We start from the raw sequence: 4953 nt of genomic DNA, 5'->3' as shown, positions 1-4953 counted from the left end.
ATTTTAAAAAACAATCAACTCAGGCTCAAATAGGGTGGTTAGAATGACGATTTCAAAGAATTATGGGACGGCACTGTCCGAAAATATGAAAAAGCGTCAATATAATCCTCAGCTCGCCCTTGTTTATTATTTCCGCGCTCCCACGCGATACAATTTCAGCCCGTTTGCAATTCAGCGAAATAAATTGTATGTGGAAATCCTGGTCAGCGGGGCAGCCAGCTATGAGGGAAAAGTATATCGACGCGGTACAGTATTCTGTCACACCCAGGGAGACATGACACTTCATGACTTTCCCAAGAACCAGCCTTATCGGGTTCTGCTGCTGCTGTTTGAGAATTATAACCGTAGAAAGTGGAATCTTCCCCATATCGGGCAGTGGCGTCACCTTGCTTCGCTGGATTCGTTTGTTCATGACGCATTGGAGGATTTTTATCTCAAGACGGACTCGGATTTGCTGTCCGAGTATCTTTTTACTTCATTGCGTCAGAACCTGCTGACTGTTCCGGATATGATGACGGATCGCAGAGCGGAATTGTCCAGGGAAATCTTTGTTGTAAGAGATAAGCTGGAACATCTGGATGAAGATATCAATTGGGAGGAGTTCTCATTGATTCGTGCTGGATACAGTCCCATTTATTTGAGAGCACTCTTCAAGGCACAGTTCAACATTTCTCCTTATCAATATCGGCTCCGTTACCGGATACAGACTGCGTGCAGACTGCTGGCTGAAAGTACGCTGACCATTCGTGAAATTTCAGGTGAAACCCGTTTCTGGAATCTGGAAACATTTTACCGCGCTTTTAAAAAGCAGACCGGCATGACTCCTGCGCAATATCGTCAGAAAAATTCCTTGCATTCATGAATCCTCCCGTCCGGACCGGGCTGGCCGGTTCCGGATGGTGTATTGATTTTTCTTAATATTCTTAAAAGTATTTATTCATTTTTGTCAATTGATAAAAGACAATTTTGCAGTATAATTAAACATTGTTTTCCATTTAACGGTTCATGGCATGTGAAGCTGAGCAGTGAATAAAATCATGACCGGGAAATGATAAAATCGAAATAGAAACAATGGACGAACACGACATGCAGTGTCGGGCACGATCTCTCAGAGAGCGGAGCGGGGGGCTCCGAAAAGTACCCGAAGTTTTACCCCGGAAGGCCCGAGATTCGTGGCCGGAGATAAAGCAACTTTTCAGGGAACATGGGAGGGCGCGGTAGATTTTATCGAATTTATGGATTCAGTGCAGATTTTCAACAATAGGAAGAGGTTGATCATTATGAAAAAACGGGGTTTCACACTTATAGAGCTTCTGGTCGTCATCGCGATCATCGCGATTCTTGCCGCCATGTTGTTGCCGGCGCTTCAAAAGGCGCGCTCTTCTGCAACGAAGACTGCCTGCGTCAATAATTTAAAACAGATCGGCGCCGCGCTTGCCATGTATGCGGGTGACCAGCAAAATTTCCCGCCTGGCGATCAGCAGGAGATGGAGGCGTATAACCTGCAGCGCTGGTATCACCGCATTCGTCCCTATCTCGGCAGCAGCGAGGTGGTGACCGATTGGGTGCGGGCGACCGAAACGGGCAGGGAGGGAGCGCTTTTCTGCAAGGCTACCGAAGTGGTTTTCGGCAATGACGGGCTTTCCAATACAGTCTCTTACGCGATGAACTCTTTTTCCACGCTTTCGCGAGATTTCGGCTTCCGTCCGTCGCGGCTCGCGTACGATCCTTCGCAATGGTGGGAGAATTACATGGTGCGGCCTGAATCCCGTTCGCCGCGCATTGCAAACAGCAAAATCATCTTTGTCAGCGAACTCGGCCATCTGAGCGACGGTTATACGCATCCGTCGATCCGCACCCGGGACAACTATTTCGGGCTCGACGGCAGCACCTCGGCCGATCTGCGTCACGGCGGCAAGAATGCACTGATGTTCGACCTGCATGTCGAATTCGTCACTCCGCCGAAAGTGGCGGAGGGGCTTTATCTGTACTGATCGTGAAAGTAGTTTCGTCATGCATTTGATTTCTCCTGCTCTGAAGGTTCTCCTGTATGGGAAACGGGCCGTGGCCGGACAGATCGTCACCGCCCTGATCGCCGGTTCCGCGCTGTTCGCAGCCGCCGGCGAACCGGTCGTCCTGAAGAATTTCACCGACTCCGCGCGCTGCACGCTGAAGAAGCCGTTCGCTTCCCTGTCGGCGGACGGCGTGACGCTGCGGATCGACACGACGGCAAGCGAAAACGAGTGGAATCCGGTTTTCCTGACCAATCCCGGCGTGCTGAAACCGTCCACCGCCTACGTCGCGACCTTCCGCTGCCGGGTGGAAGAGCCCGATATGAATGCGAAGTGCCTGTGTTTTCTCTGCCGTCCTGTTTCCGCCGAGGGTTCTGCGCTTGATACGATGTGGGAACAAGGCGGCGGCAGCGCCTCTTTCCGGCCGGTCAGGATCAAATTTCGCACCGGGAACGCCGCGGACTATGCGTTCCAGATCCATACCCACCGGAAGCTGAAGGGGGAAATCACCGATTTCCGGCTGGTCGAAGGGCTCGGCGAAGATTACTACCCTGCGACGCCGGACGCCGCCCCCTGCACGGATTCGCCGGGACCGCTGCCGACCGGGGCGAAGGAGTTTTCGGTCCATCCGCCGTCGAATCCGGGCGGCGCCGTCGTCGAAGCGGCCGCCTTCGGCCTCTCCGCCGACGCGGCCGACAACGTCGATGCGCTGAACCGCGCCCTCGAATACTGCCGGGAAACCGGGGCGGCGAAACTGGCCGTCGCTCCCGGAACCTACCGGATGACCGCCGACCGGCCGGTCAGGCTCGAACGGATGCGGGATTTCATCTTCGACGGCGGCGGCGCGACATTCGTCTGGCACAAGAAACGCGAAGCGAATTTCCAGCTCGACGGCTGCGAGCGGGTCGTCATGCGCAATTTCAAAATGGACTGGGAGTGGGAGAAGGACCCGCTGGCCAGCCTGGTCGAAGTCGTCGACGCCTCCGACAGTCGCGTCGACTTCCGCTTCTGCGAATATGAGACGTTTCCGCGCCGCGATGTGCGGGTCATCGTCGTTTCCAGCTACGACCCGGCCACGAAATCGGTCGGAATCGAAGGAGGCTTCGACTGCTTTGCAGAACAGAAAGGTGTCGAAACGGAGTGGCTTTCGGAGAATGTGCTTCGGATGCACGGTAAAAACTTGCCGCTTTTCCGCAAGGGGCAACTTTTCCGCATGCAGCACTACTACTACGACATGGACGGTTTCGTCATGAGCGACAACCGCCACCTGACGCTTGAAGATATCGATGTTTACTCCTGCGCCGGAAGTGCTTTTGTGATCAGCGGCCTCCAGCAGTACTGGGAATTCCGGAGAGTCAACATCGCCGCGCCGGCCGGAGTGCCGCGCCGGCTCATCACCTGTGCGGGCGATCACTGTCACATCAGGCGTTCGCGCGGATTCTTCAAGATGGAGGATTGCGAATTCAGCCTCGGCGCGGACGACTGCCTGAATGCGCACGATACCTCCGGTTACGCCGAAAAATCCGGCACGCACTCGGTTACGACGCGGAACGTCACATCCATCGACACCTTCCGCCCCGGCGCGCCGGTTGAACTCCGTCACGGCGACTACTCCCCGACCGGCTTCCGTTCCGCGGTCAAATCGGTCCGCCCCGTCGATGCGGAAAAGGGGATGCACGAGATCACCTTCGAAGACCCGGTTCCGGAGCCGGTCGATTGCGGCTTCATCCTGTTCAACTGGACCTACGACACACGGAACATCATCGTGCGGAACTGCTTCTTCCACGACAACCGTGCGCGCGGCATCCTGCTGCTCGGACGCGACATCACGCTCGAAAACAACCATTTCCGGCACAACGACATGGGAGCGGTCAAAATCGAAACCGGTTATACCTTCAATCTGTGGAGCGAAGGGTACGGCGCGGACAACATCGTCGTGCGGAATAACCGCTTCGACAGCGTGAATCCGCGCGGCGCCGGCAACGACGGCAAGGCGCGCGACATCTACATGGGCGTCTACATGGAAACCGATCCGTCGATGCGGCGGACTGACTACCCGATTCTGTCGAACATCCTGTTCGAAAACAACACGTTCAAGGACAGCTACGGGCTCGTCGCCTTCATCAGTTCGGCCGGGAACGTGACCTTCCGGAACAACACCTTCACGAATCCGACCCCGCGCCGGGACCCGCTGCCCTACCGCGCCGCGTTTTACGTGACCAACGCAACCGGAGTCAGGATCGTGAACAACCGCTATATCGCTTCGCCGAACGTGCCGAATCCCGGCGTCTACGCCGACCCCGATTCCGTAAAGGGGCTCGTCGCCGCCGGAAACACGGTCGTCAGCGAATAGTCCGGGCATTGTCCGCCGCCGGGACCTCCGGCCGCAGCAGCGGCCGGAACGTCCCGAGGCCGCTTTGCACGAGAAGCGCGATCACGGCGTCGACATTGCCGGAGTCGACCGGCAGCAGCGGTGCGATCTCCTCTCCCCGGCGGTTCTCCCCGTCGTCCCCCACCCTTTTCAGCTCTTCCGGCAGCAGGGAGGCGAGATCGAGGTGCGGCAGCTTCAGCGCCTCGATTCCGGCGCCGGCGAGGCGGCCGTCGCGGAGCGAATACAAGCGGCTCATCACCGCGCGGTCGTCGGGCTGTCGGTGCGGCTGCCCGGCGATTATCGGATCTATGTGCTCCGGTCGGACGGCAGCCGCGGCGCCGAATTGAAACCGGAACGCTCCGGCGGAGAGCTCCGGCTTTCGCTCGACAACTTCAGGGACGGGAATGCGCTTGCGTATGAACTGGTCCGGAACAGGTGAAATGCGGCGGATCCCGTCGGAAATCCGCTCTTTTTTGTATTGATTTTATATGAAATATTGTATCGGCAATTAACTTAACTTGCATATAAGACGCTTTCTGCATGAAATAATTTTGCGATATGACCGGGATT

5 protein-coding genes are annotated in these 4953 nt (G+C 56.2%); 4 read left to right on the top strand and 1 reads right to left on the bottom strand.

What is annotated here, in order from left to right:
- Positions 1-43: 43 nt before the first annotated feature.
- The 3 genes from Q0J85_RS15255 to Q0J85_RS15240 all read left to right on the top strand — a co-directional run bounded on the left by Q0J85_RS15255 (position 44) and on the right by Q0J85_RS15240 (position 4365).
- Positions 44-862 (top strand): AraC family transcriptional regulator, encoded by an 819-nt coding sequence (locus Q0J85_RS15255; RefSeq protein WP_294483162.1) that lies wholly within the window; start codon positions 44-46, stop codon positions 860-862.
- 418 nt (positions 863-1280) lie between these two features.
- Positions 1281-1994, top strand: coding sequence for a DUF1559 domain-containing protein (locus tag Q0J85_RS15245; protein WP_154417375.1), 714 nt, complete (start codon positions 1281-1283; stop codon positions 1992-1994).
- Between the two features lie 70 nt (positions 1995-2064).
- On the top strand, positions 2065-4365 hold the full coding sequence (locus tag Q0J85_RS15240; protein WP_294483160.1) for a right-handed parallel beta-helix repeat-containing protein: 2301 nt from the start codon (positions 2065-2067) through the stop codon (positions 4363-4365).
- Here the strand turns inward: Q0J85_RS15240 and Q0J85_RS15235 are convergent.
- Complete coding sequence (locus Q0J85_RS15235) at positions 4355-4630, bottom strand: hypothetical protein (RefSeq protein WP_294483159.1); 276 nt, start codon at positions 4628-4630, stop codon at positions 4355-4357. The genes Q0J85_RS15240 and Q0J85_RS15235 overlap by 11 nt on opposite strands.
- A gap of 33 nt (positions 4631-4663) precedes the next feature.
- Between Q0J85_RS15235 and Q0J85_RS15230 the strand changes: the two genes are divergently transcribed.
- Positions 4664-4822 (top strand): hypothetical protein, encoded by a 159-nt coding sequence (locus Q0J85_RS15230; RefSeq protein ID WP_294483157.1) that lies wholly within the window; start codon positions 4664-4666, stop codon positions 4820-4822.
- Positions 4823-4953 lie beyond the last annotated feature (131 nt).

The organism is uncultured Victivallis sp. (assembly GCA_944389935.1).
Lineage (GTDB): Bacteria > Verrucomicrobiota > Lentisphaeria > Victivallales > Victivallaceae > Victivallis.
This window is presented reverse-complemented; position numbering and strand designations above follow the sequence as displayed.